This window comes from Pseudomonas sp. SWRI22, assembly GCF_014268395.2.
Taxonomy (GTDB): domain Bacteria; phylum Pseudomonadota; class Gammaproteobacteria; order Pseudomonadales; family Pseudomonadaceae; genus Aquipseudomonas; species Aquipseudomonas paracarnis.
In genome coordinates, this window is the sequence record NZ_JABWQK020000001.1 from 957,537 (window position 1) to 984,104 (window position 26,568).

At 60.2% G+C, this 26,568-nt stretch carries 22 protein-coding genes; 7 read left to right on the top strand and 15 right to left on the bottom strand.

Going from position 1 to position 26,568, the window contains the following annotated elements; translation table 11 throughout:
* Positions 1 to 1,152, top strand: coding sequence for an acyl-CoA dehydrogenase family protein (locus HU730_RS03990; RefSeq protein ID WP_089041737.1), 1,152 nt, complete (start codon positions 1 to 3; stop codon positions 1,150 to 1,152).
* A gap of 248 nt (positions 1,153 to 1,400) precedes the next feature.
* Here HU730_RS03990 and HU730_RS03995 read toward each other — a convergent pair whose 3' ends face one another.
* The 5 genes from HU730_RS03995 to HU730_RS04015 are packed head-to-tail and all read right to left on the bottom strand — an operon-like array spanning position 1,401 to position 6,958.
* Positions 1,401 to 2,174: an enoyl-CoA hydratase gene (locus HU730_RS03995; RefSeq protein ID WP_034127452.1), complete on the bottom strand. Its 774-nt coding sequence runs from the start codon at positions 2,172 to 2,174 to the stop codon at positions 1,401 to 1,403.
* Positions 2,175 to 2,185: 11 nt separating this feature from the next.
* Positions 2,186 to 3,313, bottom strand: coding sequence for an acyl-CoA dehydrogenase (locus HU730_RS04000; RefSeq protein ID WP_186527338.1), 1,128 nt, complete (start codon positions 3,311 to 3,313; stop codon positions 2,186 to 2,188).
* Between the two features lie 9 nt (positions 3,314 to 3,322).
* The gene (locus HU730_RS04005) at positions 3,323 to 4,513 is read right to left on the bottom strand and encodes an acetyl-CoA C-acyltransferase (RefSeq protein ID WP_168220193.1); all 1,191 of its coding nucleotides are present in this window, start codon (positions 4,511 to 4,513) and stop codon (positions 3,323 to 3,325) included.
* A gap of 6 nt (positions 4,514 to 4,519) precedes the next feature.
* A complete protein-coding gene (locus HU730_RS04010) occupies positions 4,520 to 5,287 on the bottom strand; it encodes an SDR family NAD(P)-dependent oxidoreductase (protein ID WP_054896513.1) in 768 nt (255 codons plus the stop codon).
* 21 nt (positions 5,288 to 5,308) lie between these two features.
* Positions 5,309 to 6,958 carry an AMP-binding protein gene (locus tag HU730_RS04015; RefSeq protein WP_054919007.1) on the bottom strand — a complete coding sequence of 550 codons (1,650 nt, stop codon included), beginning with the start codon at positions 6,956 to 6,958 and terminating at the stop codon, positions 5,309 to 5,311.
* A 423-nt stretch (positions 6,959 to 7,381) separates the two neighbouring features.
* On the opposite strand from HU730_RS04015, the gene HU730_RS04020 reads away from it, so the two are divergent.
* The 3 genes from HU730_RS04020 to HU730_RS04030 all read left to right on the top strand — a co-directional run bounded on the left by HU730_RS04020 (position 7,382) and on the right by HU730_RS04030 (position 11,767).
* Entirely contained in the window at positions 7,382 to 8,440 is a 1,059-nt protein-coding gene (locus tag HU730_RS04020) for a tetratricopeptide repeat protein (protein WP_054919022.1), read from the top strand.
* A 157-nt stretch (positions 8,441 to 8,597) separates the two neighbouring features.
* Complete coding sequence (locus HU730_RS04025) at positions 8,598 to 10,097, top strand: ATPase domain-containing protein (protein ID WP_034127457.1); 1,500 nt, start codon at positions 8,598 to 8,600, stop codon at positions 10,095 to 10,097.
* The gene (locus HU730_RS04030) at positions 10,097 to 11,767 is read left to right on the top strand and encodes an ATP-binding protein (protein ID WP_034127458.1); all 1,671 of its coding nucleotides are present in this window, start codon (positions 10,097 to 10,099) and stop codon (positions 11,765 to 11,767) included. Before HU730_RS04025 ends, HU730_RS04030 begins: the two co-directional genes overlap by 1 nt.
* Before the next feature lie 61 nt (positions 11,768 to 11,828).
* Here HU730_RS04030 and HU730_RS04035 read toward each other — a convergent pair whose 3' ends face one another.
* The 5 genes from HU730_RS04035 to HU730_RS04055 all read right to left on the bottom strand — a co-directional run bounded on the left by HU730_RS04035 (position 11,829) and on the right by HU730_RS04055 (position 18,396).
* Entirely contained in the window at positions 11,829 to 12,206 is a 378-nt protein-coding gene (locus HU730_RS04035) for a response regulator (protein WP_032897270.1), read from the bottom strand.
* Positions 12,207 to 12,284: 78 nt separating this feature from the next.
* Positions 12,285 to 13,478, bottom strand: coding sequence for a hybrid sensor histidine kinase/response regulator (locus HU730_RS04040; protein ID WP_034127459.1), 1,194 nt, complete (start codon positions 13,476 to 13,478; stop codon positions 12,285 to 12,287).
* Positions 13,472 to 14,071, bottom strand: coding sequence for a chemotaxis protein CheB (locus tag HU730_RS04045; protein WP_054896518.1), 600 nt, complete (start codon positions 14,069 to 14,071; stop codon positions 13,472 to 13,474). The genes HU730_RS04040 and HU730_RS04045 overlap by 7 nt, the downstream gene beginning before the upstream one ends.
* Positions 14,068 to 14,883 (bottom strand): protein-glutamate O-methyltransferase CheR, encoded by an 816-nt coding sequence (locus HU730_RS04050; RefSeq protein WP_014718485.1) that lies wholly within the window; start codon positions 14,881 to 14,883, stop codon positions 14,068 to 14,070. The genes HU730_RS04045 and HU730_RS04050 overlap by 4 nt, the downstream gene beginning before the upstream one ends.
* A gap of 15 nt (positions 14,884 to 14,898) precedes the next feature.
* On the bottom strand, positions 14,899 to 18,396 hold the full coding sequence (locus HU730_RS04055; protein ID WP_186527339.1) for a response regulator: 3,498 nt from the start codon (positions 18,394 to 18,396) through the stop codon (positions 14,899 to 14,901).
* A gap of 262 nt (positions 18,397 to 18,658) precedes the next feature.
* On the opposite strand from HU730_RS04055, the gene HU730_RS04060 reads away from it, so the two are divergent.
* Positions 18,659 to 19,012: a response regulator gene (locus HU730_RS04060; protein ID WP_034127462.1), complete on the top strand. Its 354-nt coding sequence runs from the start codon at positions 18,659 to 18,661 to the stop codon at positions 19,010 to 19,012.
* A gap of 114 nt (positions 19,013 to 19,126) precedes the next feature.
* A complete protein-coding gene (locus HU730_RS04065; protein ID WP_186527340.1) occupies positions 19,127 to 20,527 on the top strand; it encodes a DUF1254 domain-containing protein in 1,401 nt (466 codons plus the stop codon).
* Between the two features lie 55 nt (positions 20,528 to 20,582).
* On the opposite strand, the gene HU730_RS04070 is transcribed toward HU730_RS04065, so the two are convergent.
* The 5 genes from HU730_RS04070 to HU730_RS04090 all read right to left on the bottom strand — a co-directional run bounded on the left by HU730_RS04070 (position 20,583) and on the right by HU730_RS04090 (position 25,428).
* Positions 20,583 to 21,254 carry a DUF3313 domain-containing protein gene (locus HU730_RS04070; RefSeq protein ID WP_186527341.1) on the bottom strand — a complete coding sequence of 224 codons (672 nt, stop codon included), beginning with the start codon at positions 21,252 to 21,254 and terminating at the stop codon, positions 20,583 to 20,585.
* 116 nt (positions 21,255 to 21,370) lie between these two features.
* A complete protein-coding gene (locus HU730_RS04075; protein WP_060764745.1) occupies positions 21,371 to 21,712 on the bottom strand; it encodes a hypothetical protein in 342 nt (113 codons plus the stop codon).
* Positions 21,713 to 21,817: 105 nt separating this feature from the next.
* Positions 21,818 to 22,360 carry an isopentenyl-diphosphate Delta-isomerase gene (gene idi / locus HU730_RS04080; protein WP_080757692.1) on the bottom strand — a complete coding sequence of 181 codons (543 nt, stop codon included), beginning with the start codon at positions 22,358 to 22,360 and terminating at the stop codon, positions 21,818 to 21,820.
* A 48-nt stretch (positions 22,361 to 22,408) separates the two neighbouring features.
* Positions 22,409 to 23,206: a class I SAM-dependent methyltransferase gene (locus tag HU730_RS04085; protein WP_186527342.1), complete on the bottom strand. Its 798-nt coding sequence runs from the start codon at positions 23,204 to 23,206 to the stop codon at positions 22,409 to 22,411.
* Positions 23,203 to 25,428, bottom strand: coding sequence for a cytochrome P450 (locus HU730_RS04090; protein WP_034127467.1), 2,226 nt, complete (start codon positions 25,426 to 25,428; stop codon positions 23,203 to 23,205). Before HU730_RS04090 ends, HU730_RS04085 begins: the two co-directional genes overlap by 4 nt.
* Positions 25,429 to 25,785: 357 nt before the next feature.
* On the opposite strand from HU730_RS04090, the gene HU730_RS04095 reads away from it, so the two are divergent.
* Positions 25,786 to 26,478, top strand: a complete 693-nt coding sequence (locus HU730_RS04095) for an aspartate/glutamate racemase family protein (RefSeq protein ID WP_060764746.1) — start codon at positions 25,786 to 25,788, stop codon at positions 26,476 to 26,478.
* Positions 26,479 to 26,568 lie beyond the last annotated feature (90 nt).

The following is a 26,568-nucleotide window of genomic DNA, read 5'->3' on the forward strand; positions in this document are numbered from 1 at the left end:
ATGCAAGATCTTGAATACACTGAAGAACAAGTGATGATCCGCGACATGGCGCGGGATTTTGCCCGAGGCGAAATCGCCCCCCATGCCCAAGCCTGGGAAAAAGCCGGCTGGATCGACGACGCCCTGGTGGCGAAGATGGGCGAGCTGGGCCTGCTAGGCATGGTCGTCCCGGAAGAATGGGGTGGCACCTATGTCGATTACGTCGCCTATGCCCTGGCCGTGGAGGAAATATCCGCCGGTGACGCTGCGACGGGCGCGTTGATGAGCATCCATAATTCAGTGGGTTGCGGGCCGATCCTCAACTACGGCACAACCGAACAGAAACACACCTGGCTGGCCGAACTCGCCAGTGGCCAGGCCATCGGTTGCTTCTGCCTGACCGAACCCCAGGCCGGTTCCGAAGCCCATAACCTGCGCACCCGTGCCGAGCTGCGTGATGGCCAATGGGTCATCAATGGCGCCAAGCAGTTTGTCAGCAACGGCAAGCGGGCCAAGTTGGCCATCGTGTTCGCCGTGACCGATCCGGACCTGGGCAAGAAAGGCATTTCGGCGTTCCTGGTGCCCACCGATACCCCAGGTTTCGTGGTCGACCGCACCGAGCACAAGATGGGCATTCGTGCGTCAGACACCTGCGCCGTCACCCTCAGCCAATGCAAGGTTCCCGAAGCCAATCTGTTGGGTGAGCGCGGGAAGGGGCTGGCCATCGCCCTCTCCAACCTGGAAGGCGGCCGCATTGGTATCGCCGCCCAGGCCCTGGGCATCGCCCGCGCCGCGTTTGAAGCCGCGCTGGCCTACGCCCGTGATCGGGTGCAGTTCGACAAGGCAATCATCGAACACCAGAGCGTGGCCAACCTGCTGGCCGACATGCAAACCCAGCTCAACGCTGCGCGCCTGCTGATCCTCCACGCCGCACGCCTGCGCACTGCAGGCAAACCATGCTTGTCCGAAGCCTCCCAGGCCAAGCTGTTCGCCTCGGAAATGGCCGAGCGGGTCTGCTCCAAGGCAATGCAGATTCATGGAGGGTATGGGTATCTGGAGGATTACCCGGTGGAGCGCTACTACCGGGATGCACGGATCACGCAGATTTACGAAGGCACCAGCGAGATTCAGCGGATGGTGATTGCCAGGGAGTTGAAAAACTACCAGCTCTAACGGACATGACACCATCGCCTTCTGTAGGAGCGAGCTTGCTCGCGAAAAACGTCAACGATAACGCGTGCTTGCTGACTGACCGCGGCGTCTGTGAGCTTCTCGCGAGCAAGCTCGCTCCTACAAAAATGCCTTGACCGTCTGGCATTATGGCTTGCCTGCGATGCAGAAACCTCGGTCCATCAGCTAACCGAGGCGATGCCATCGCAGGCAAGCCAGCTCCCACCTTGGCTATGCGGGGTTTGGCAGGGTTATTTATCCTTGAATTCCGGCGCCCGCTTGGCCACGAATGCGGCCATGCCTTCCTTCTGATCCTGGGTCGCGAACGCCGCATGAAACACCCGGCGCTCAAAGCGCACGCCTTCGGACAGGCTGACTTCAAACGCACGATTCACGCTTTCCTTGACCATCATGCTGATCGGTACGGATTTACCCGCGATCAGGGTGGCCACTTTCAGCGCTTCTTCCAGCAACTCATCGGCGGGCACAATACGCGCGACAATCCCGCAGCGCTCGGCCTCTACCGCGTCAATAAAACGCCCGGTCAGGCACATTTCCATGGCCTTGGCCTTGCCCACTGCACGGGTCAGGCGCTGGGTGCCGCCCATGCCCGGCAGCACGCCCAGATTGATTTCCGGCTGACCGAATTTGGCGGTGTCGCCGGCAAGGATAAAGTCACACATCAGGGCCAGTTCGCAGCCACCGCCCAGAGCGAAGCCATTCACGGCGGCGATGATCGGCTTGCGGCGATTGGCCACGCGATCGCTGTCGCTGAACAAGTCGTCCATGTAGATCTGCGGGTAGGTCAGCTCGGCCATTTCCTTGATGTCGGCACCGGCCGCGAAGGCTTTTTTCGAGCCAGTCAGCACGATGCAGCCAATTTCAGGGTTGGCTTCCAGGCTGTCCAGCGCCTGGTTCAGCTCACTGACCAGTTGTGCATTCAAGGCGTTCAGTGCGCTGGGACGGTTGAGCGTGATCAGCCCGACACGGCCCTGGACGTCAAGCAGGATGGTTTCGTAACTCATGTATCGGCTCCTTAAAGATTGCGTGAGATGACCATGCGTTGAATATCGCTGGTGCCTTCGTAAATCTGGCAGACCCGCACATCGCGGTAGATCCGCTCAAGGGGGAAGTCGTTCAGGTAACCGTAACCGCCCAAGGTTTGCAAGGCGGCCGAGCAGACTTTCTCGGCCATTTCGGACGCAAACAGCTTGGCCATGGACGCTTCCACCAGCGCCGGCTTGCCACTGTCACGCAGGGCGGCGGCGTAATGCACCATCTGCCGGGCGACGGCGATCTGGGTGGCCATGTCGGCCAAACGAAAGGCCACGGCCTGGTGTTCGATCAACGGCTTGCCAAAGCTTTCACGCTCACGGGCATAGTCGCGGGCCGCTTCGAAGGCGGCGCGGGCCATGCCCACCGACTGGGAGGCGATGCCCACGCGGCCACCTTCCAGGTTGGCCAAGGCGATTTTGTAGCCCTCGCCCTCCTCGCCCAGACGGCTGGCCACCGGTACTTTCACGTCTTCAAACAGGATCTGACAAGTGTCCGAGGCATGCTGCCCCAGCTTGTCTTCCACCCGTGCCACGGTATAACCGGGCGAATCGGTGGGCACGATAAACGCGCTGATTCCACGCTTGCCTGCGGCGGGGTCAGTGACCGCAAACACAATCACGATCCCGGCGTTTTGCCCGGAGGTGATGAACTGTTTGCAGCCGTTGAGTACATAGTGGTCGCCTTCAAGGCGCGCACGGGTTTTCAGGCTGCTGGCGTCGGAGCCGGCCTGGGGTTCGGTCAGCGCGAAGGCACCGAGCATGGCGCCGCTGGCCAGGGGCGTGAGGAACTGCTCTTTCTGCTGGTCATTGCCAAACTTGAGGATCGGTACGCAACCCACCGAGTTGTGCACGCTCATGATCGTGGAGCAGGCACCGTCGCCCGCGGCGATTTCTTCCAGGGCCATGGCGTAGGCAAGGTAGCCGGTGTCGCAACCGCCCCACTGCTCCGGGACCAGCATGCCGAAAAATCCCAGTTCGGCCATTTCCCCAATGGCCTCCTTGGGAAAACGATGCTCGCGGTCCCATTCGGCGGCGAAGGGTTTCAAACGCTCCTGGGCAAATTGCCGGGCGGCGTCGCTGATTTGCAGTTGTTCGTCATTGGGCAACATAGGTCATCCTCAATACAGGCATTCAACGGCCATGGCCGTGGCTTCACCGCCGCCAATGCAGATAGCGGCGACGCCACGCTTGAGGCCCTTCTGGCGCAGGGCCGCGAGCAACGTCACCAGGATGCGTGCGCCGGAGGCACCAATGGGGTGGCCCAATGCACAGGCACCACCATGCACGTTGACCTTGTCGTGGGGAATCTCCAGCTTGCTCATGGTCACCAGGCTGACCACGGCGAAGGCCTCGTTGATTTCGAACAGGTCCACCTCGTCGAGGCTCCAGCCGGTCTTGCTCATCAGTTTGCGAATCGCCCCCACCGGCGCCACCGGAAACAGCCCAGGCTCATCGGCAAACGCGGCGTGCCCGTGGATCACTGCCAACGGCTTGAGGCCGCGCTTGAGTGCCTCGGACTCACGCATCAGCAACAACGCCGCGGCGCCATCGGAGATCGAGCTGGAGTTGGCTGCCGTCACTGTACCGCCGTCACGGAACGCCGGTTTAAGGCTGGCAATCTTGTCCAGCCTGGCTTTCGGCGGTTGCTCATCGTGCAGAATGGTTTTTTGTTCTTTACCCACGGTGACCTGCACCGGGACGATTTCACTGGCAAAGCTGCCGTGGGTGATGGCCTCTTGTGCGCGGGTCAGGGAAGCGATGGCAAACGCGTCCTGGGCTTCCCGGGTAAAACCATTGTGCTCGGCGCAGTCCTCGGCAAAGGTGCCCATCAGGCGCCCCTTGTCGTAAGCATCTTCGAGGCCGTCGAGGAACATATGGTCCAGCACCTTGCCGTGGCCCATGCGGTAGCCACTGCGCGCACGATCCAGCAGGTACGGGGCGTTGGACATGCTTTCCATGCCGCCTGCGATCACCACATCCACGCTGCCAGCGCGCAGCGAGTCGTGGGCCAGAATCGTCGCTTCCATACCGGAACCGCACATTTTATTGAGGGTGGTGCAGCGCGTGCCCTTGTCCAACCCGGCGCCCAGGGCAGCCTGGCGGGCAGGCGCCTGTCCAAGCCCGGCGGGCAGCACACAGCCAAACAGCACTTCGTCGACGGCATCGGTGGCGATACCGGCACGCTCGACCGCCGCACGAATGGCGGCTGCGCCCAGCTGCGGTGCGGTCAGGCTTTTGAGGTCGCCCTGGAAACCGCCCATGGGCGTGCGCACGGCGCTGACAATAACAATAGGGTCGTTCATGGCAATTGCTCCTTATTTGGCGGCCATGCGCAAGGCACCGTCGAGACGGATCACCTCGCCATTGAGCATGCTGTTTTCAATGATGTGGCGTACCAGCGCGGCATATTCGGCGGGCTTGCCCAGGCGTGGCGGGAACGGCACGCCGGCAGCCAGGGAGTTGCGGACTTCGTCGGTCATGCCGGCCATCATCGGGGTTTCGAAAATGCCCGGTGCAATGGTCATCACGCGGATACCAAAGCGCGCCAGTTCCCGTGCGGCAGGCAAGGTGAGGCTGGCGATCGCGCCCTTGGAGGCGGCGTACGCAGCCTGGCCGATCTGCCCATCGAATGCCGCCACCGAGGCGGTATTGATGATAACGCCGCGCTCGCCGTCGGCATTCGCCTCGGTTTCAGCGATAGCCGCAGCGGCCAGGCGCAACAGGTTGAAGCTGCCGACCAGGTTGACGTTGATCACCTGGGCAAAGCTTGCCAGGCCGTGCGGGCCATTCTTGCCGAGGATCTTCTCGCCGCGCACCACACCCGCGCAGTTGACCAGGCCATGCAAGCCACCAAAGGCCTCGACCGCCGCCTTCACCGCCGCTTCTGCAGCGGCTTCCTGGCTGATGTCTGCTACGGCACTGCGGGCGTTGTCGCCCAGTTGCTCGGCCTTGGCGGCCACGGCGTCAGCGTTCAAGTCCACCAGCATCACCTTGGCACCTGCGGCGACCAGCATTTCAGCCGTGGCCGCGCCGAGGCCCGACGCGCCACCGCTGACCAGGAATACCTTGTTTTCAATCTGCATCGTTGTTTCCTTTTAAAGGGATCAAGCCACGGCCGCCTGGGCCTTGGCTATTTCCTGATTGCGCAAAATAAAGCGTTGCAGCTTGCCGCTCGGGGTCTTGGGCAAGTCGCTGACAAATTCGATTTCCCGCGGGTACGCATGGGCGGCCAGGCGCTGACGCACATGCAGGCGCAACTCTTCAGCCAGCTCCGGGGTGGCACGGTATTGCTCACTGATCACCACAAAGGCTTTGACCAGCTCGGTGCGCTCCGGGCAAGGCTTGCCGACCACGGCAGCCTCGACCACCGCAGGGTGTTCCACCAACGCGCTTTCCACATCGAAAGGGCCCACGCGGTAGCCGGATGTAGTGATCACGTCGTCGCTGCGCCCGACAAAGCTGATGCTGCCGTCCGGGTTCAGCTCCACGGTGTCGCCGCTGAGGTAGTACTTGCCGACGAACGCCTTGGTTTTCACGCCGTCGTACCCGGCAAACCAGCACATAGGCGATTGCTCGCGGTCGATGGCAAGGATGCCGGGTTGGCCGGCTGGCAGCTCCTGATGGTTGTCATCCAGCACCACGATGCGATGCCCTGGCGAGGCAAAACCCGCCGAGCCGACATGCACCGGATGCGCCAAACCATGGTGATTGCACAGCACCATGCCCAGCTCGGTCTGGCCGTAATGGTCGTGGATGGTCACGCCAAGGTTGTCGGCGAACCAGCGGATCACCTCCGGGTTCAATGGCTCGCCGGCGCTGCTGACGATGCGCAGCTTGCCCTTGATCGAACGGGCGAACTGTTCGCCACCGGCAATCAACAGCCGATACGCCGTGGGCGAACCGGTCAGGTTGGTGATCGCGTATTTATTGATGACCCGGCAGGTGCTTTCCAGAGTGAACGGGCCATCGTAGAAGGTAATCGGGTGCCCCATGGACAACGGCCCGGTCACGCCGAAATAGATGCCATAGGCCCACCCAGGGTCGGCAACGTTCCAGAACGCGTCCTCGGGGCGCAAGTCCACGGCGTCGCGCATATAGCCCTGGAACGCGACGATGGCCTTGAGCGGTACCGACAGCGCCTTGGACGGGCCGGTGGTGCCGGAGGTGAACATCAGCAGAAACGGCTCCTCTGCGCCCAGCAGCACCGGCTCGCAGTGAGAAGAGTAATTGGGCAGTTCGGCCCAGAAGCTGTAGTCGCCCCGCACGATACCTTCGCCTTTGGCCCCGGCGACTGTGACGATGGTCGGGCAGTCGGCGACCTCCGCCAGCTTGGGACGGTTCACTGCATCGGTGACTACCAGCGCTGCGCCAGAGCTGTTCAAGCGATGTTCAATCGCCTTGGGTCCGAACGCGGTAAACAGCGGCTGATAGACCGCGCCGATGCGCCACGTTGCCAGCACGACCACCAGCAATTCGGCAGTGCGAGGCAACAGGCCCGCCACTTTGTCACCGCGCTTGACGCCCTGGGCCAGCAGGAAGTTGGCGAAACGTGCGGCCTGCTCCTGCAGTTCGGTAAAGGTAGAGGTGGCGCTGCGCCCGTCCTTGCCTTCCCAGAACAACGCGATGCGCCCCGGCAGCGCGTGACGGTCACAGCATTCAACACAGGCATTGAGCGCCTGCAGATTGCCGGCCAGTGCGGCGTCGGCGGTATGCTGGTAATCAAACTCGGTAGTGGCAGCCAAATACTCACGCATCGCTTCCTATCCTTCTGTGTTTTTATTTTCAGGACGTTTACAACTCGATAAACCGCTGAAATAGTCGCTCCAGAGCGGCGCAGCGGCAATGGTCAAAGCCTTCAACTTGGCTGACTGGTTTGGCCAGTCCGTAGTGAACACGGGGGGCTTTTTCGCTTTTCTGTGGGAGCGGGCTTGCCCGCGAAGACGGTGGATCAGTCACCCCATCTGTCACTGCACCGCCGCTTTCGCAGGCAAGCCAGCTCCCACAGGGTTATCTATCGCCCACGGAATCAGCACCAAGCGCAAATCTCTGCGGGAGCGGGCTTGCCCGCGAAGGCGGTGTGTCAGTTACCACCTCAGTCACTGAACCACCGGTTTGACACTCGCCTTGCGCTGGCCGAAGCTGTCCACTTTTAGCTGCCCAAGCTTTCGGACGCCTGCATGTCAAAGTCACGCCGTTACTCCATCATCGGCCTGTGCGCCCTGTTGTTGATCGTACTGATCACCTGGTTTTTCTCCCGTACCCCGGCCGTGGCCGTCCCACCGGCCATCGCCCATGGCTATTCCAAGGCCTTGAAGCAGGCGCATAACGGCGAGCCCGGCGCCGCACGTGTGTTGTACCAACAGTTGGGCCGGCCGGACCTGTCGCCCGAGCGCCGCGCCGCCTTGCATGCTGAGCTGCCCAATTACCCCAGCCCCCAGGCGCTGAAGCTGGCCGATAAAGACCTCGCCGATAAGTCGGCGCTGGTGCGCGAAGCCGCGATTCACAGCATCGTCGGCCTGGTGCCAACCGGCCAACGTACCTTACTGCTCGGCCCGGTGCTGGACGATCCGGAACAATCGGTGCGCTTTGCCGCCGCCAACGCCTTGCTCGGCCTGTCGCCCGATACCCTGGGTTTGTACTTTGGCCCACTGCAGCAGGTACTCGACGAATTCGTGACAACGCTGAAGGCCCAGCCCGAAACGGCTGAAGGCTGGATTCAATTGGCGCGCCTGTACATCCACAGCGCCCTGCTGCCGGAGGCGCAAAACGCCCTGGAGCAGGCAATGCGCTTGCAGCCGGACAACCTGCAAGCGGTGGTATCGCAAATCGAACTGCTGGACAAGCAAGGAAAGACTGACGAGTCGCGTCAACTGCTGGCCCGACAATTGGCTGCGCACCCCGAATCGGCCTACCTGCAACATGCTCTGGGCATGTGGCTGCTGCACCATGGCGAGCGGCCCTACGCCCTGCTCGGCTTGTCCAAGGCGGTGGAGCTTGCGCCGGACAACCCGGATTATCGCTACGACCTGGCCACGACCCTGCACGCCCAGGACGAAGTAGAGGCGGCCCAGCGCCAGTTGGAAGAAATCGTCCAGCGTCACCCCGCCAACCGCAAAGCCCGCGTGCTGCTGGTCAACTACTGGAAAGAGACCGGCCAGTTGCAGAACGTCCAAGTGCTGCTCGCTCAACTGGAGCAACAGAACCCGGATGATCCGGCGCTACAGCAGGGCCTCTGATCTGCGATCAGTTCAGCACTGCAAAAACTTGTAAAAGCAGCCTCTCTTCGTCCAAATCATTCAAAACGTTGAACCGCCAGTGGCCACTACGGTCAAGTGAATATGGCGCGTCCCATTCGGCGTGCCCCTCTACTTGTACGTGACCTGAGGGCACTTCTTGAGTACATCCAAACAGCTGTTGAGTGAAAAGGCGGCCACCGGCGTCGAAGGTCTTGATGACATTCTTGCCGGGGGGCTATCGCGAAGCCACGTGTTTTTGCTCGAAGGCGAACCCGGCACCGGTAAAACCACCGTGGCCTTGCATTTTCTGCGGGCCGGTGCTCAGAACGGCGAACGTTGCTTATATATCACCCTGTCCGAAACCGAGCACGAACTGCGCCAGGGTGCCAAATCCCACGGCTGGGACTTGGATGAGCATATTCATATCTTCGAGCTGACCCCTCCGGAAAGCCTGCTCAACGCCGATCACCAGCAAAGTCTGCTGTATTCCTCCGACCTGGAACTGGGTGAAGCCACCCGCCAGATCTTTGAAGTGGTAGAACGGGTCAAGCCGACCCGCGTGGTGGTCGACAGCCTGTCTGAGATCCGCCTTCTGGCGCAAAGCTCCTTGCGCTATCGCCGGCAGATCCTGGCGATCAAGCACTACTTCGTACGCTATGACGCCACCGTACTGCTGCTGGACGACCTGACCACCGAGTCACTGGATAAAACCGTGCACAGCGTGGCCCACGGCGTGATTCGCCTGGAAGAACTGACCCCCACCTACGGTGCCGAGCGTCGGCGTATCCGCGTAGTGAAATACCGTGGCCAGAAATACCGTGGCGGCTTTCATGATTTCACCATCATGGGCGACGGCATTCACGTGTTCCCGCGCCTCGTAGCGGCCGAGCATCGCGGTGGTTATAACCGTCAAACGTTGAGCAGTGGCATCGAGGAGTTGGACTCTTTGCTCGGCGGTGGTATCGAGACCGGCTCCAGCAGCCTGATTCTCGGCCCGGCGGGCACCGGCAAGTCGCTGATCTCGATGATCTTCGCCGCCGCCGCCGTGGCGCGAGGCGAAAAGGCTGCGCTGTTTATCTTCGATGAAGAACTGGGCCTGCTGTTCGAGCGCATGAAAAACATGGGCATTGATCTCGCCGCGCTACGGGACACCGGCAACCTGCTGATCGAACAGGTAGACGCCGCTGAACTCTCACCCGGCGAATTTTCGCACCGGGTTCGTCGCTGCGTGGATGAGCGCGGCATCAAGACTGTGGTCATCGACAGTATCAACGGCTACCAGGCCGCCATGCCTGAAGAAAACGCGTTGATCCTGCATATGCATGAACTGTTGCTGTACCTCAACCGCCGCGGTGCCGCGACCTTCATGACGGTGGCCCAGCACGGCCTGGTGGGCGACATGCAGACCCCGGTCGACATCACCTACCTGGCTGACACCGTGATCCTGCTGCGTTACTTCGAGGCTCTGGGCAAAGTTCGCCGGGCCATTTCGATCATCAAGAAAAGGACTGGCTCCCATGAGTCGACTATCCGCGAATATCGCATCGGCAGCCGTGGCATGACCGTGGGTGTTCCCCTGGATAACTTCCAGGGTGTGCTGCGCGGCATTCCAACCTATATGGGCGCCGGCTCCCCTCTGCTCAAGGATGAGGGCTAGTGCCGGCCCTCTCCCCCATCTCCGAGCGCGCCATCGTGCTGGCGCCCATGGGCCGCGATGGTTCATTGGCGCTGATGATGCTTAACGAAGCCGGCTACAGCGGGATCGTCGCCAGCAACCTAGGGCAAGTGTGCGAAGAACTGGCGCAAGGCGCCGGCCTGCTCATCATTGCCGCCGAGGCGCTGCGTGGCGTAGATCTTGAACCACTGCTCGAGCAATTGCACCAGCAGCCGGCGTGGTCCGACCTGCCGATCGTACTGATGACCCATCATGGCGGCAAAGAGCAGAACGGCTCCACCCGGCTCAGTGGCTTGCTGGGCAACGTGACGTTTCTGGAGCGGCCTTTCCACCCCATTACCCTGATCAGCCTGGTGAGCGCCGCGCTGCGCGGTCGGCGTCGCCAATACGAAGCACGGGACCGGTTGATTGACTTGAGCGAGAGTGAACTGCGGCTGCAGCGCACCCTGGAAACGCTTGAGCAGCAAGTGGAAGAACGCACGGCTCAACTGCGCCACAACGAAGAGGCCTTGCGCCAGTCGCAGAAAATGGAAGCCGTCGGCCAGTTGACCGGCGGCATTGCCCATGACTTCAACAATATGCTCACGGGCATTATCGGCAGCCTGGAACTGCTGCGCAGGCGGGTATCCCGAGGCAAGCTGGATGACCTGGACAGCCTGATCGACCTGGGTGTGACCTCCGCCAATCGCGCGGCCAGCCTCACACACCGGTTGCTGGCGTTTTCGCGCCGACAGTCGCTTGACTCCAAGCCCGTGCAGATCAATCAACTGGTGGCAGCCATGGGCGAGTTGCTGCAACGCAGCATCAACGAAAGCATCAGCCTGGACATGCGTCTGAGCGATGCCCTGTGGACCGCCGAAGCCGACCCGAACCAGCTCGAAAGCGCCTTGCTCAACCTGGTGATCAACGCGCGCGACGCCATGCCCACGGGTGGCACGCTAACCGTGGAGACCACCAATCGCCACCTCGACAGTGTCTTTACCGCCGCCTACGGCACCTTGACCCCGGGCGACTACGTAGAGCTGAGTGTCAGCGACAACGGTTGCGGCATACCGCAACATCTGATGGGCCGGGTGTTCGATCCGTTTTTTACCACCAAACCCATCGGCCAAGGCACCGGTCTTGGGTTGTCGATGATCTACGGCTTCGCTCGTCAGTCTCGTGGGCATGTGACCATCCACAGCGAAGTCAACCAAGGCACGACGGTCAGCCTGTTTCTGCCGCGTTTCATTGGTGAGCCCCAGGCACAAGCGCCGCTCAACCCGACGCTGCTGCCGTTTGCCAATGCTGGGGAAACGGTATTGATTGTCGAGGATGACCCCGCGGTTCGGGTGCTGGTCAGCGCTGTGCTCAAAGAACTGGGGTATGGGTTTATCGAGGCTGGGGACGCGAATACGGCGGTACCGATCATTGAATCCGAACAGCGCATCGACCTGATGATCAGCGATGTCGGCCTACCCGGTATGAACGGCCGGCAACTGGCGGAAATCGGCCGGCAGATTCGTCCTCAACTCAAGGTATTGTTCATCACCGGCTATGCCGAGCATGCCGCCGTGCGAGGGGGATTCCTGGATCCTGGCATGCAGTTGATCACCAAGCCGTTTACCTTCGATTTATTGACCGCCAAGGTCCGAGAAATGATCAGGGCCTGAGGCGGTCACGCCACCTAAAAAGAAGAGCGTCGAGATGCGCAGAGTCTCAAGTTGTGCGGTATTACGCCAATAACCGCTGGATATGCTCCTGCAGCGTATCCAGATCGAACGGCTTGGCCAGGATCGGCGCATTGCGCGTGATGGGGCTGTGGCAGTCCAGGATTTCCTGCGGGTACCCGCTGATAAAGATCACCTTCAGCTCCGGACGCAATTTGATTGCCGGCTCGGCAATCTGCACGCCCGAGATCCCACCCGGCAGGCGGTAATCGGTGACCATCAAGTCCAGGTGCGGTTTGGTCGCAAGGATTTCGAAGGCCTGCTCCCCGTCGATCGCCTTCAAGACCCGGTAGCCCAAGCCTGCCAGGTACTCGCCCAGCACAAACATAATGGATTCGTCGTCCTCGACGATCAGTACGACATCTTGTGCATCTTCACTCATGGGAAGCCTTTGTCCGGTCAATTGCTGCAGTTACGACCATGGGGTCACGCAGAGGTTGCGTCGGGGTGACGATTGATTTCACTCGGCCACTTCCAAAGGCAGGCATACCCGGAACAGGGCGCCCTCACCTATCTGACTCTCGACCTCAATCGTGCCGCCATGGGCCGCCACGATCTGCTCGGAAATAAACAAGCCCAGGCCCAGGCCGGCTGCGGAATGGTTGGCCGAAACCCGTTCGAACTGTTGGAAAATACGCTTCTGGTTCTCCTCGCTGATACCAATGCCATGGTCGCGTACCTCTACCCGCGCTTCGCCATGCTCGGTATACACCCGCACCTGCACCGGGCTCTTGGCTCCGTAGCGCAGGGCGTTGGTCAGCAGGTTGGTGATAACCTGCTCGATACGGAACTCATCCCAGCAGCCTTGCACCGGGCTTTCGGCCTGCAATTGCATGGACGACTCGGCGGCTGCCACTTGCGGCGCGAAGTTATCCACCAGGTTGCGTACCAGTTGCGCAAGGTCGATGCGTGCCGGGCGAATCGACAGCTTGCCGGTACGGATACGCGACACGTCGAGCATGTCCTCGATCAGGCGGATCAAGCTCTGGATCTGGCGCTCATCGCGGTCAACCATGGCGCGCATCTTGTCCAGGGTAAACGCCGCGGCGTTGTCCCGGGCCAGGTGCATCTTGCGCAGTTGGGTCTCCAGGATCAGCCCGTTGAGGGGCGTACGCACTTCGTGGGCAACAATCGACATGAAGTCGTCACGCATGCGCACCGCCTGTTCCAGCTCGGCCTGGGTGGCCTGCAGGCGCGTGAGCAACAGCTCCTGCTCACGGCGGCTGCGCTCCAGCTCTTCAACTTGCAGCTTCATCGCCTTGCTTTGGCGATACAGGTCGACGAACACATTGACCTTGCTCTTGACCGCATGGATATCCAGCGGCTTGTGCAGGAAGTCCACCGCGCCGCTTTCATAGCCCTTGAAGGCGTAGTTGAGTTCGCGGCCAGCGGCGCTGACGAACACGATGGGGATGTTCTTGGTCTTTTCGGTGCCGCGCATCAGTTCGGCCAGTTCGAAACCGTTCATGCCAGGCATCTGCACGTCGAGGATCGCCATGGCGAATTCATGTTCCAGCAACAGGGACAACGCCTCGTCGGCACTCAATGCCTTGAAGACCTGGCGATCCTCACGCTTGATCAGCGCCTCGAGGGCCAGCAGGTTTTCCGGCAGATCGTCGACGATCAGCAGTTTGGCCTGGACAGTACTTAACATGGGAAGGGTTCCAGGGAAGCCAGCAATGAGCCGATTCGGCTCAAGGAAAGAATATGGTCAGGTGTATGCAAGGCCAGAGCCGCCAGGGGCATGACGGCAATGCGTGCCTCTTGTGGGTCCTGCACGATGGTAATGCCACCCGATTGCTTGACGTGGGCCAGCCCGCTTGCGCCGTCCTGGTTGGCGCCAGTCAACAAAATGGCGAGCAGGCGCGGCCCATACACATCGGCCGCCGAGGAAAACAGGTAGTCGATGGCGGGTCTGGAATGGTGCACCCGGTCTTCCTGGCTCAGGGACAGGCTACGGTCCTGCTCTACCGACAGGTGATAACCTGGCCCGGCAAAGTACAAGGTGCCCGCCTCCAGCGCTTCTTTGTCCCTCGCCTCCTTGACCGGGATGTTCAGGCGCCGGGCAAAGACTTCTGCCAGTTGGCTGCGGCGCTCGTCCGGCAGGTGCAGCACGGCAATGATCGGCAGCGCGAAGGTGCTCGGCAACTGGCCGAAAATACTCAGCAACGCCTCAACGCCGCCGGCGGACGCGCCGACGACGATGGCTTCGATCCCCGAAATCGGGGTGTCTGGCGCGTCGCTCATGATTTCCGGTAAATCCGTTCCTGCTTGACCAAGGGCTCGAATTGCTTGCTGTAGGCGGAAAAATCCAGGGTTTCCTTGCTGCCCAGCACCAAAAAGCCGCGATGACACAGCGACTCATGAAACAAGCCAAACGCTCGATCTTGCAATTTTTTATTGAAATAAATCAATACGTTACGACATGAAATTAATTGAGTTTCTGAGAATACGCTGTCGGTTGCCAGGCTGTGGTCGGCAAAGGTCACGTTCTCGCGCAATGTCTTGTCGAAGATCGCGTAATCGTAAGCCGCTGTGTAGTAGTCGGCAAATGAACGTTGCCCGCCGGCCTGCTGATAATTGGCGGTGTAGGCGCGCACGTTCTCCAGGGAAAAGATGCCCTGCTTGGCTTTATCCAGCGACGCGGGGTTGATGTCCGTGGCGTAGATGATGGTGCGTTCCAGCAAGCCTTCTTCACGCAGCAGGATGGCCATGGAGTACACCTCCTCGCCCGTGCTGCAGCCGGCAATCCAGATCTTGATCGACGGGTAGGTCTTGAGCAGCGGCACGACTTCCTGGCGAATCGCGAGGAAGTGCGACGGGTCGCGAAACATCTCGCTCACCGGAATGGTCAAGAATTGCAGCAACTGCATGAACGCGGCCGGGTCGTGCAACACGCGCTCTTGCAGTGCGGAAATGGTCGCGCAGTCGAACTGACGCAAGGCATGGGCCACACGGCGTTTGACCGACGCGCCCGAGTAGTCGCGAAAGTCATAGCTGTACTTGAGGTAAATCGCCTCGATCAACAGGCGCAGCTCAATATCGCTGCTCTTATCCAAGAAACACTGCTCCACTTAAATGCGTTCCATCTTCGGTAGCCATACGCGAATCAGTGAGAACAGGCGGTCCAGGTCAATCGGCTTGGCCAGGTAATCGTTTGAGCCTGCTGCCAGGCAACGTTCCTGATCGTCCTTCATGGCCTTGGCCGTCACGGCAATGATTGGCAGTTTTTTCCAGCGTGGGTCCTGGCGGATCAAGGCGGTGGCCTCGTAACCGTCCATCTCCGGCATCATCACGTCCATCAGCACCAGGTCGACATCGTCCACTTCATTGAGCTTGTCGATGGCTTCCTGGCCGTTACGCCCGATCACCACCACAGCGCCTTTGTGCTCCAGGGCGCTGGTCAGGGCGAAGATATTGCGTACGTCGTCGTCCACCAGCAGGATCTTGCGCCCCTCGAAGACCTTATCGCGGCTGCGGGCAGTCTTGAGCATCTTCTGACGGTCATGGGACAACTGGGATTCGACTTTGTGCAGAAAAAGCGTGACTTCATCCAGTAGACGCTCGGGCGAGCGCGCGCCCTTGATGATGATCGAGCGTGAATACTTGCGCAGCTCGGCCTCTTCATCCCGGGTCAGGTTACGCCCGGTGTAGACGATTACTGGCGGGAACGAGCAGATGTCCTCGGTGGCCATGCGCTTGAGCAGCTCGTTGCCGAGCATGTCCGGCAGCTTGAGGTCGATGATCATGCAGTCGTAGATAGTGGTGCGCAGCAGGTCGAGGGCTTCCTGGGCAAAGCCTACGGCGGTGATCTCGATGTCATCGTCGCCGATCAGGCGGGCAATGCTGTCGCGCTGCAGGTCATCGTCTTCCACCAGCAGGATGCGCTTGACCTTCTGGGTCAACTTGGCTTCCAGGCGCGCAAACACGTCCTTGAGCTCTTCGCGGGTAGTGGGCTTGACGGCATAACCGATGGCGCCCATGTGCATGGCGGCTTCGACGCGGTCTTCCACGGAAATCACATGCACGGGGATATGGCGCGTGTTGGCGTGTTCCTTGAGGCGTTGCAGCACGGTCAGCCCGGAATGGTCTGGCAGGCGCATGTCCAGCAGGATCGCGTCGGGGATGTACTGCTCGGCAAGGCTATAGCCCTCGTCGGCACCGTGGGCTACCAGGCAGTGGTAACCCAGTTCGTGAGCGAGGTCGAACAGGATTCGCGCAAAATTCGGCTCGTCTTCCACCACCAGGATGCAGCGGGTGCTGAACGGTGCTTTTTCTCGGTCGTCGGCAAAGCGTGGGATCAGCTTGGCGTCGGCCACCGGCAATGGCGACACCTTGACGGGCGCCGGTGCCGGCGCGACCACCACTTGGCGCGGTGGCTCGATCGGCGCTGCGTCCTCGTCGCGTTCGACATACTGTTCAGGCAGTACTAGCGTGAAAATACTGCCTTTTCCCGGTTCGCTGGTCACACTGATATAGCCGCCCAGCAAGGTGGCCAGGTCACGGGAAATCGACAAGCCCAGGCCAGTACCGCCGTAACGGCGATTGGTGGTGCCGTCGGCCTGGCGGAAGGCTTCGAAGATGCTTTCCTGTTGATCCGGGGCGATACCTATGCCGGAATCGCGCACGGTAAAGGCAATGCCTTCCCCCGGCGCGCGGGACACCGACAGGCTGACCTCGCCCTGTTCGGTGAACTTGATGGCGTTGGACAACAGGTTCTTGAGGATCTGCTCCAGGCGTTGGCGATCAGTAAACAGCAGGGTTGGCGAGCCTTGCTGCACGTCCACCTGGAAGCCCAGTTTGCGGTCCATTGCCAGCGGCTCGAACATGCCGCGCAGGCCATCCACCAGGCGTTCGACGCTAGCGTTTTCCGGGCGCACTTCCAGCTTGCCGGCTTCGACCTTGGAAATATCCAGGATGTCGTTGATCAGGTTGAGCAAGTCGTTGCCGGCTGAATAGATCGATTCGGCAAACTTGACCTGCTCGGCGCTGAGGTTTTCCTGGGGGTTATCTGCCAGCAGTTTGGCCAGGATCAGCGAGCTGTTCAGCGGTGTGCGCAGCTCGTGAGACATGTTGGCCAGGAATTCGGACTTGTACTTGCTGGAGCGCTGCAGCTCATCGGCGCGGTCTTCCAGCTCCAGTTGGGCCTGGTTCAGCTCGATGTTCTTGCGGTCCATGGCGTCGCGCTGTTCGGCCAGGGTCTGGGTCTGTTCGGCGAGTTGCTCGTTGGTCTGCTCCAGCTCAGCCTGCTGGGTTTCCAGGTGGGCCTGGGATTCCTTGAGAATGCGCGACTGTTCTTCCAGCTCTTCGTTGGCGGTCTTGAGCTCTTCCTGTTGCACTTGCAGTTCTTCGTTGAGCTGCTGGGTCTCGGCCAGCACTTCCTGCAAGCGCTGGCGATAGCGCGCGGCTTCGATGGAGGTGCCGATATTGCCGGCGATCAGTTCCAGCAGTTCGATATCACGCTCATCCAGCGGGCGCAGGAAACCCAGCTCGACCACACCGTTGACGCGGTCGTCATCGCTGGTGGGCACCACCAACACACTACGGGTCGCGCCCTCGCCCAGTCCCGAGCTGACCTTGAAGTAATCCACCGGCACATCGTCCAGGCGAATCAGGCGATCGCGCTGGGCGGCCTGCCCGACGATGCCTTCGTCGTTGTAGATCGACTGTTCCTGTTGTTCCTGCTCGCGGGAGAAGCCATACGTGGCCACACGCTTGAGGCCGCCGTGTTCTTCGCGCACGTACAGCGCCGCGACGGCCGAGCCCATGTACTGGGCGAAGAACTGCAGGATATTGCGTCCCAGCATGTTCAGGGTCAGTTGGCCCAGCACTTGCTCGGCCAGCTCGGTCTGGCCATTGCGCAGCCAGGCGGTTTGCTCCAGGCGCCGTGCAATCTTCTGTTGTGACGCGAGGTTTGCGCTGTAACTCTTTGAAAGTGAAATTAAATTCTTCCTGCCGATGTAGGCCAGAAAACCACTCAGCCCCAGTACAAACGCCAGGTACAACGTGACACTGATCACCGTCGTGCGGGTAACCTCTGCGTTACGGGTGATACGGAACTGTTGTTCCATCGCCACCGCGTCCTCATATTCCTTGCGAATTTCATCGGTGAGCCGCTTGCCCCGGCCCGCCTTGACCGCGCCCCGGTAATCACCGCTGTTGCGCTGCAGCTCAATCATCGACTGTGCGTAGTTGTTCCATTCGGTTTGCAAGGTTTCCAAGCGCTTGAGTCGGTCGACCTGCTGCGGGTTGTCGGCCACAAGATCCTGCAAATTGCGCAGGTCGGCAATGATCCGCGGCTTGGCCACTTCGTACGGATCAAGGAAGTGCTCGTCACCGGTGATCAGGAACCCGCGCATACCCGTTTCCAGGTCAACCGTCAGTTTGGACGTCTCATTGAGGTTGTTAATGACGCGGTCGGTGTGCTCCACCCACTGGATCACCGAGAGCAAATAGGTAATCAGGCAGACGAAAAACACCGCGCTGAGCACGCCCACGCCCAAGGGCAGGGCCACGTTTCGGCTCAGCAAGGTACGAAAGCTTTTTTCATCGACGGACGACGCGGGTGTCATGGGCATGCCTTGGCCAAATGCGGGAAAACCGCAAGTTTGCCCGAATAACATCGCTCAACGCTATGTTTGTGCGTTGATTGGCAGCGAATGCGGTCTAGCTCATGGCGCCTGCACCTTGGTGAGTCAGCACGCAAGCGGACGGGACTTTTTGCGCCGCTAAGGTCACAATGCCAGCAATTGCTTCGGAACTTGCTGGCATTGTTATTACTCACAATCTAGTTGCCTTTAAGCCCAGCGCTCTCACTGTTCAGGAAAGTTCACTATGTCCCACACCTCCACCATCCTTGTAGTCGAAGACGACGCCATCGTGCGCATGCTGATCGTCGATGTCCTCGAAGAGTTGGAGTTCAAGGTGCTCGAAGCCGCGGATGCTGGGGAAGCACTGGCGCAGGTGCAAAATACCGACCAGATCATCGACCTGATGATGACCGACGTTGGCCTGCCCGACATGGACGGCAAACAACTGGCAACCAAGGTCCGCGAACTGCGCGCTACCCTGCCTATCCTGTTTGCCAGCGGCTATGCCGAAAACATTGATGTGCCCGACGGCATGCAGGTGATTGGCAAGCCGTTTTCGATCGATCAGTTGCGTGACAAAGTCAAATCCATGCTCTAACGCCCCTTCCTCATGGTCCTTTGCAGAGATTAACGTGACGACCGGCCAATAAAACAGGAAACTCAGCGCCTTCACGCCACGCTCTCAGATAGCACTCAGGAAGGACGCAACAACATGATTGGAAAACCGACGCGCCTGCTGTTGGCGAGCCTCTCGATACTCATGAGCTCCGGCGCCTGGGCTGACTTCACCGCAAGCCCCAGCGAAGCCAGGGCCATTGCCAAGGAAGCCTACTTGTACGGCTTCCCGGTGGTGCAGATGTACAAGACGCTCTACACCCAGGCCGTTGATAAAGGCGGTGCCCACTTCAAGGCGCCGTTCAACCGTATCGAAAACAGCGCCCAGGTGCTCACCCCCAAGGACAACGCAGTTACCACCCCGAACGTCGACACACCCTACTCGTTCGTGTGGATGGACTTGCGCAAAGAGCCGCTGGTGCTGACCCTGCCCAAGATTGAAGACAACCGCTATTACTCGGTGCAATTGATCGATCTCTATACGCAGAATTTCGCCTACCTGGGCACCCGCAGTACCGGCAATAACGGCGGGCACTACATGATCGCCGGGCCAGACTGGAAAGGTCAGCAGCCGGTGGACATCGACCGTGTGGTCTACAGCGAAAGCAACATCGCCTACGCCCTTTACCGCACTCAACTGTTTGACGACAAAGACCTGAGCAAGGTCAAGCAGATCCAGAGCGGCTACAAGGTGCAGGCGCTGAGCAGCTATGTGAAGCAACCCGCCCCCGCCAACGTGCCGAAGATCCAATGGCCCAAGCCGATGTCGACGATGACCGAAGGCCCGCAGCTGTTTCGCTACCTGAACTTCATGCTGGCCTTCGCCGCGCCCCAGGACAATGAAAAAGATCTGCTGGCGCGCTTTGCCAGGATCGGTATTGCCCCGGGCGCGCCGTTCAAAATCAACCAGTTGACCGCCGAGCAGCGCAAGGCTCTGGAAGACGGCATCGCCGATGGCCGCGCTGAATTCGCCGCGTTCAAGAAGGCCAAGGTCGACACCCACCAAGTAACCGGCGCAGACCTGTACGGCAGCCGCGATCACCTGCAAAACAACTACCTGTACCGCTACGCCGGTGCCGAGCTGGGGATGTTCGGCAACTCCAGTGATGAAGCCGCGCACTTGAGCTACGTCATCGACAGCGAGGGCAAACCGGCCAATGGTGCACGCCACAGCTACACCGTGCATTTTGCCAAGGACCAGTTGCCGCCGGCTGATGCGTTCTGGTCGCTGACGATGTACGACGCCAAGACCAAACTGCTGGTGCCAAACCACAAGAAGCGCTACCTGATCAACTCGCAGATGTTGCCGAGCCTCAAGCTCGACGCAGAGGGTGGCTTGACCCTGGCATTGCAACACCACGAGCCACCCAAGGCTGAGCAGAGCAACTGGTTGCCAGCCCCTCCCGGCCCGTTCTATGCGGTCTTGCGCATTTACCTGCCCAAGCCTGAAGTCGCTAGCGGCCAGTGGAAGCTACCAGCGTTGACGCCGCTTAAATAAGCTCGGCGAATAAAAAAAGCGCGACGGGCGATGACCCGCCGCGCTTTTTTTTGACTCAGTGTTTTTTCAGTTTCACGTAGGACTGGTGCAGGTCTGACGCCCAACCGTCGATGACGCTTTTTACATCGTCGGCCTTCATCACTCGGGAGTCATTAGCCAGCGGCTTGCCGGTGCCTTTGCGCACCACTTGGGCCAGCACTTTATGAGTGGCGCCATCGAGGAGCTGCGCCTCGGTGCCCAGGGTGGTTTCCTGGTCGCGAATGCCGGTGCCCGTGCTCACTGCCGCAGCCACCAGGGCGACGGGAATAAACTCATATGGCTTGAGACTCTCGGTCTTGCTGCTCACGGCGGTAATCGCCGCTCTCACAACAATTACCCCTGGGCCTGGGGCATTGGCCACGGGCAGTGACTGACCCAGCTCGCGCTTGAGCGCCTGGTTGTAATAGTCATTGATGCCCCGCAACGTGCTCTCGGGAATTCGGGAAGTGGCCTGGGGCTTGGGGTAAAACTGGGTAGGCTCGATGTAGACCGCGGTGTAGCGGCTCAGGTCCAGCTGTGGATCAACCCAGCGCATCACCTCAGCCCCCGACGGTGACTTGGCTTCCTTGAGCTGACTGTAGTTGGAAAGAAACCCTGAATACTCATCCGGCTGCACCACCTTGCTGGCGCAACCGGCCATGCCTAGCGAGGCAACACACAGTGTGCTGACCATTAGCCTTAGTTTCATCAATTAAACTCCCTGGCGACCACTATCGTAAGAGTGAGTGGTAGGTATAGCACCTTATTAACGCCAGAGATGGCGAAGGAGGTCGCCTCCCTCGCCGCAGGTTATTGTCGTCTGTTCTAGCTCTGATTGGCCGCCGTCGTCGCTGGAAAATATGACACGGCTGAACGATGAACCGCGCGCTTGTTAACGTAGGCGCCGTAATCGACGTGCCACTCCTTCGACTTGGGTAGTTGGCTCTTATCCAACTTCACCTCCATGGGTTCATTCAGGCGGTCTTGTTGCAAGGTCAGGTAGACGGCAATGCCCTTGCCCAGAGGCGTACGCACGAAGAACACGACTTCTTGTCCTGCATCAACGTCAGGAATCGCTGGCGCGGTAAGGGTGATCGTGTTTTCGTTCTCGGTAATTTCAGCAGCTGGCAAATCATCGAAGCTAAGAAACTCGTATGCATTTGACATTTGGCAACCCTCGTCATCCAAGTGGGCCAAGGCTGCAACACGCAGGCTTGGCCCACCTATTAACGGCTGTGGGATGCGCGTCGTCTACTGTCATAAACAACAGGTCTATACGTGCTTGGACGGTATGTCGAACTCGGGATGTTCTGCTAGAAGACGCGGCCATTGCATTGCAAACCAGGGCGTAAATAACGCCTGACTCTGTGCAAGTTGGGCGGATATGTCGGCTCGGGTCTGCCACTTGACCTCGCTGACTTCGTCGGCAGCGGGAGAAACTTCAGCGTCCGTTTGAGCAACCAGCACATGGCAGAGTTCGTGCTCCGCACCGACAGATCCGAAGCGCGCGTGGTACTCAAAGCTGTACAGAGAGCGGCAGGAAGCCCAGACGCCTAACTCTTCGTGTAGACGACGGGACGCCGCCTCCAGAATAGTCTCGCCAGGTGCAGGATGACTGCAGCAAGCATTCGACCAAAAACCAGGCCAAAGCATTTTACCTGCCGCACGACGCTGAACCAGATGACGGCCACTGCTGTCGATCAAATGCACTGAAAAAGCGCGATGAAGCCGTCCGTTCCCCAGGTGTGCATCGCGTTTGCCACACACTCCGATCGGTCTATCTTGCGCATCAACTAACACTACATCATGGGTCATTGTGTATGTTCCTAAGTGCAATGATGTGCGCCCCCGCACAGTATCAAGCTAGAGGACGCGTCCCCAGGCACTGACTAACGTCAAGGCGGCGTCGGTGAACGTTGGATCGGCACGCAGCATGGCCATGGCATCCAGCTCTGCCTGGGTGAGTAACCCAAGTTCCAACAATGCAGGCCCTGCCTGCGCGGTGGTTGCCGCCCAGAAGGCATCTGCCGGGCTGTTGTCGCCGATTCGGCCTTCGAGGGTGCGATGCCCCACGTTGACAAGCCCCCGGTCACGTAGCCGATCAGGCAGTCGATCGGCCCAGAACATGTCAGACCCGATGGACTGCTCCAACAGTGTGATTCCGGCCTGGGCGACTTTGCGCAGCAACGGGTTCGTCGTTCTGAGGCTCGGTTGCAGGCTCACATCTTCGATCACCAACCAGCCTCCGGGACGTAACCAAGTGGCGGCTCGCGTCACTATCTCCTCGCGGTCAGTGAGGTGGCACAGCAACGCCCGGGCGTGCACCACGTCAAACGATGCCGCAGGAAAATCATCGGTCGTGACATTGTGGGTCATCACCTTGATGCCGGGAATGTCGACCAGGAGGCGAGTATCGATATCCGTGGCGGTAACCGTTGCGTCGGGATATCGCTGGCTCAACCAGCCGGCGAGCGATCCGGCACCGGCGCCCAGATCAAGGATGGCGGGCGCGTCCGGCAGATCCAATCGTTCAAAAACCTTATGGCTTAACGGGTCAAAGGCGCTCTCCAAGGTTTGCAACCTCGCCAATTGGCCTGCGTGTTGGTCCGCGAGATAGCTGCGGGTGTAGCCGGGTTGCTCGGTGGAAACAGATGTGGTCAAAGCACGACCTCCAATTGATCAGGGCAGCGATTGAGAAACCCGCGCTCTTCGGGCTTGAACCCCGGAGCCCAGCGCAGGTTGGGAAAGGTCTGCAGCAGCATGCGCGCGCCAATCGTGATCTCCATCCGAGCGAGCATGGAGCCCAGGCAGAAGTGGCGCCCCGCTCCGAAAGCGAAATGGCTGGTCGCCTGTTCGGCGCGCAACATATTGAAGGTGTCCGGGTCGCTGAACCGGGCCGGATCACGATTGGCTGAACCGATCAGGCAGGCCAGGGTTGCGCCACCAGGAATTGTTCCCGACGGCAGTTGCAGCGGTTCAGTCGCCTCCCGAAGTACAAGTTGCAAAGGCGGGTTGCGTCGCAGGGTTTCGGTGAGGGCGTTGTCCATCAGTGCTGGATCAGCGATCACCGCCTCTTTCACGCCAGGTTCGCTCAACAGGTTGACGATCAGATTCGCCAGGGCGCCGTGACTGGTCTCGCTGCCTGCCGTCATCAGGATCGCGCAATAGGACCGTACAAAGGACTCGGACAACGGCTGGTCGTCGATACGTGCCGCCAGAAGTTGTGAAATCAAGTCGTCCTTGGGTTCTATACGCCGAGCGTCGATGTAGGGCTGGATAAAGTCGTAAAAACTGTCCCGGTTGGATAACCCGCCGGTCAACAGTGCTGGGTCCTGACGATAGTTGCCCATGTACGCGAAGCCGATGGCACACCAACGCTTGAGCCGCTCCACCTCCTCTCGTGTGTGTGCCGGGAGGCCCAATGCATGAGCCATCACTCGCACCGGCAGCGCAGCGGTGAAATCGGCAATCAGGTCGACCTGAGGCCGGCCCTGCATACGCGCCAGCAAGTCTGCGGTCACTGCGGTGACAGACGCTTCGAGCGCCACCAGCGCCTTGCTGCGAAACGACGGGGTGAGCAATGCTCGGTGCTGGGCGTGTTCGCAGCCGTCCATGGTCACAATGGTGTGCCCCAGCAGCGGCCCAATCTGCCAGGTGTAGTTGCGATTGCTTGCCCCTGGGTGGGTCAACGCGGCTTTGACATCCACATGCCGACTGACCAGCCAAACATCGGTGGGCTCGTCGTACGCGATCGGCAGTGTGGTGCGTAAACGCTCATACAAGGGGTACGGGTCGATTTCGAACTGGCGGGACTTGAGGGTCGGCGGAGTCAGCGCCAGGTCCACTTGTCGGCTGTGCTGTACCGCGCACCCATCGGCCTGTAGGTGATAGCGCGAAACGCTGCGATGCCAGTCCCCCGCCGCCCGGACAACCTGACGCAACCGGTCCGGATCGGTCGCAGCGCACGGCGGGTAATGGGCATGCTCGGTAGCGGCTGCCGTGAATTGAGCAACTGCCGTGTTGACCATCTGATGGGCTGCTTCTATCGCGCCAGGCCAGTCCAGGCCGGCGGTGTGCCCGAGTATCGACACCAGATTGAAGCGCTCGCCACACACCACATCTTTGGCAACCGAGTGGATATCGTTCGTCCACGCAATGATATCGGCAGCGTGCTTACGCAACCTGCTCCATGTTTCCACCTGCGCAGGATGCACGTGCGGGTCCAGGGCTTCGGCACCATCGATCAGATCAAAAAAGAACAGGGCGCCGAAGGAATCCCGGCGCAACGGCAGATACTCAGCCAGGGCGAGCGCCGTATCGGTTTCTCGCATGCGTACCTGCGCCGCCTGCGCGCGCAGATGCTGGATCAAGTGCCCCGCCAGCCTCTGCCGCCAAGGCCCGCTGCCCCAACGCTGGGTCTCGGGCCACAAGTCATCGACCAGAACAGCCAGCATCGGGTCCTCGAACCGGTCGCGTTCACGTGACGGCACAGCATCGCCGCTGTCGGTCAACGCCTGCACGGCGGCGATGAAATGCTCCAGCGCGCCGTTTTCCGCCCAGGGTCCGTCATCAATACGGTCATCCAGCGTAAGCGCCCACAGGTACCAGCACACCAGAGTCTGCGCTCGGTGCGTGGGCGCCCGCCCGCACAATGCTATTCCCAGGTCGAGCAGTGCCGTGGTGGTCAACCGATGCGCGCCACGCCTGCCGATCAAACCGTATCGCTGCGCCCAAGCAAGCGCATGCGCACGCAGCCGTTCAGTGTCGGCACGCGGCGGTGCAACGGCGAAAGGTAGCTGGATATCGGGAATCGTGAGCGGCGCCGGTGACGAATGACTGTTGTGGCGGGTATCGGTGTCGCCTTCACAGTGTTGCGGTGCCATGAAAAGCTCCTCTGGAATCAAACTTTCAGTAGGGCTGACCTTATTTGAAATCAAAAACTCTGGATGTGAGAGGTATCCGAAGGTCACTCGGCAATGGCGGTCTTTCGGCGTAGGGGAAAACGGAGCGTCGCCATCATGAGCGCTCAGGGGCTGCTCGGTCGTTCGTGCTGATTAGATATGGGGTTTTCAGCAAAATATACTGTCATTTCTCACAGGTATGGACGAGTCGCTCAGCACCGGACGATGACCGATCACCCACGTTGCTTGAACTGTTCCGGTGAATGGGTCGGCAACTGCGTATGACTCATCAGCCTCGAGTGGGTAAGGTGAAGGCTCATCCTTTTTCAGGAGCACCCTATGCGCACCATCGGCCTTATCGGCGGCATGAGCTGGGAGTCCAGCGCCGAGTATTACCGCCTTATAAACCAGCGCGTGCGCGACCATCTTGGCCCGCTGCGCTCGGCGCAAGTGTTGATGTACAGCGTAGATTTCGGCCCGGTGGAACAGGCTCAGCATGCCGGGCGTTGGGACGATGCCGCGCTGATCCTGGAAGATGCCGCACGGCGCTTGCAGGCCGGGGGCGCTGATTGTGTGGTGCTGTGTACCAACACCATGCACTTGGTGGCACCGCGTATTGAGGCGGCGGTGTCGATCCCCTTCCTGCATATTGCTGATGCCACGGCGGCGGCGGCTCTGGAGGCCGGGACCCTGACGGTAGGCTTGCTGGGTACCGCATTCACCATGGAGCAGGACTTCCTCAAGTCCCGCCTTGCCGCCCAGGGGCTTACCGTGCTGGTGCCAGACGCGGATGAACGCCAGGAGGTGCACCGAATCATCTATGAAGAACTGTGCGTGGGCATCATCAGTGACGCGTCACGCCAGGTGTATCAGCGGGTGATCCAGGCACTCGCTGCACAAGGCGCCCAGGCGATCATCCTCGGCTGTACGGAAATCTGCTTGCTGATCCAGCCCGAACACAGCGCCCTGCCGCTGCTGGACACCACCGCGTTGCATGCGCAGGCCGCAGTGGGGTTTGCCTTAGAGGCTTAGGTATCTACACAACTTTGTGGTCCTTACCTGAACGGGTATGTACTCGGTCTGATCCAACATCCTGGCGGGGCTGTCAGACCGCTTTCGCGG

What these genes read in the sequence shown, in the direction of transcription:
- HU730_RS04090 (WP_034127467.1), bottom strand. Translation starts at nt 25,428, where the DNA reads ATGGCACCGCAACACTGTGAAGGCGACACCGATACCCGCCACAACAGT.
- HU730_RS03990 (WP_089041737.1), top strand. Translation starts at nt 1, where the DNA reads ATGCAAGATCTTGAATACACTGAAGAACAAGTGATGATCCGCGACATG.
- HU730_RS04040 (WP_034127459.1), bottom strand. Translation starts at nt 13,478, where the DNA reads ATGTTAAGTACTGTCCAGGCCAAACTGCTGATCGTCGACGATCTGCCG.
- HU730_RS04055 (WP_186527339.1), bottom strand. Translation starts at nt 18,396, where the DNA reads ATGACACCCGCGTCGTCCGTCGATGAAAAAAGCTTTCGTACCTTGCTG.
- idi (WP_080757692.1), bottom strand. Translation starts at nt 22,360, where the DNA reads ATGACCCATGATGTAGTGTTAGTTGATGCGCAAGATAGACCGATCGGA.
- HU730_RS04070 (WP_186527341.1), bottom strand. Translation starts at nt 21,254, where the DNA reads ATGAAACTAAGGCTAATGGTCAGCACACTGTGTGTTGCCTCGCTAGGC.
- HU730_RS03995 (WP_034127452.1), bottom strand. Translation starts at nt 2,174, where the DNA reads ATGAGTTACGAAACCATCCTGCTTGACGTCCAGGGCCGTGTCGGGCTG.
- HU730_RS04060 (WP_034127462.1), top strand. Translation starts at nt 18,659, where the DNA reads ATGTCCCACACCTCCACCATCCTTGTAGTCGAAGACGACGCCATCGTG.
- HU730_RS04065 (WP_186527340.1), top strand. Translation starts at nt 19,127, where the DNA reads ATGATTGGAAAACCGACGCGCCTGCTGTTGGCGAGCCTCTCGATACTC.
- HU730_RS04035 (WP_032897270.1), bottom strand. Translation starts at nt 12,206, where the DNA reads ATGAGTGAAGATGCACAAGATGTCGTACTGATCGTCGAGGACGACGAA.
- HU730_RS04095 (WP_060764746.1), top strand. Translation starts at nt 25,786, where the DNA reads ATGCGCACCATCGGCCTTATCGGCGGCATGAGCTGGGAGTCCAGCGCC.
- HU730_RS04015 (WP_054919007.1), bottom strand. Translation starts at nt 6,958, where the DNA reads ATGCGTGAGTATTTGGCTGCCACTACCGAGTTTGATTACCAGCATACC.
- HU730_RS04075 (WP_060764745.1), bottom strand. Translation starts at nt 21,712, where the DNA reads ATGTCAAATGCATACGAGTTTCTTAGCTTCGATGATTTGCCAGCTGCT.
- HU730_RS04010 (WP_054896513.1), bottom strand. Translation starts at nt 5,287, where the DNA reads ATGCAGATTGAAAACAAGGTATTCCTGGTCAGCGGTGGCGCGTCGGGC.
- HU730_RS04045 (WP_054896518.1), bottom strand. Translation starts at nt 14,071, where the DNA reads ATGAGCGACGCGCCAGACACCCCGATTTCGGGGATCGAAGCCATCGTC.
- HU730_RS04020 (WP_054919022.1), top strand. Translation starts at nt 7,382, where the DNA reads ATGTCAAAGTCACGCCGTTACTCCATCATCGGCCTGTGCGCCCTGTTG.
- HU730_RS04000 (WP_186527338.1), bottom strand. Translation starts at nt 3,313, where the DNA reads ATGTTGCCCAATGACGAACAACTGCAAATCAGCGACGCCGCCCGGCAA.